General features: G+C 52.2%; 1 pseudogene. It reads left to right on the top strand.

What is annotated here, in order from left to right:
• A pseudogene (locus FDX04_RS19655) lies at window positions 1-607 on the top strand (flagellin FliC); the annotation flags it as partial.

Here is a 607-nt window from a genome sequence, read left to right as displayed (position 1 = left end):
ATCGAGCGTCTGTCTTCCGGTCTGCGTATCAACAGCGCGAAAGACGATGCTGCTGGTCAGGCGATTGCTAACCGTTTCACTGCCAACGTTAAAGGCCTGACCCAGGCTTCCCGTAACGCCAACGACGGTATATCCATCGCGCAGACGACTGAAGGTGCACTGTCCGAAATCAACAACAACCTGCAGCGTGTGCGTGAACTGTCCGTTCAGGCAACCAACGGCACCAACTCCCAGTCTGACCTGGACTCCATCCAGAATGAAATCACACAGCGCCTGAGCGAAATTGACCGTGTTTCCGGTCAGACTCAGTTTAACGGTGTGAAAGTACTGGCGTCCGACAGCTCCATGAAAATTCAGGTTGGTGCGAACGACGGCGAAACCATCACCATCGACCTGAAAGAAATTACTTCCTCTACGTTGGGTTTGACTGGTTTCAACGTGAACGGTAAAGGTGAAGTGGATAACAAAGCGGCGACTGCCGACAGCCTGACCCTGGCTGGCTTTACTAAGGGGGGGGCTGTTAACGCAGACGGCAGTACCACCTATAGCAAAGAAGTTCCTAATGACGCAGCAAAAGCAGCTGATGTATTAGCCACAGCTAAAAAAG

The sequence above is a fragment of the Citrobacter sp. wls615 genome, assembly GCF_005281355.1.
GTDB lineage: Bacteria > Pseudomonadota > Gammaproteobacteria > Enterobacterales > Enterobacteriaceae > Citrobacter > Citrobacter werkmanii.
Note: the sequence above shows the minus strand (reverse complement) of the source record. Positions and strands in the feature narration are given on the sequence as shown.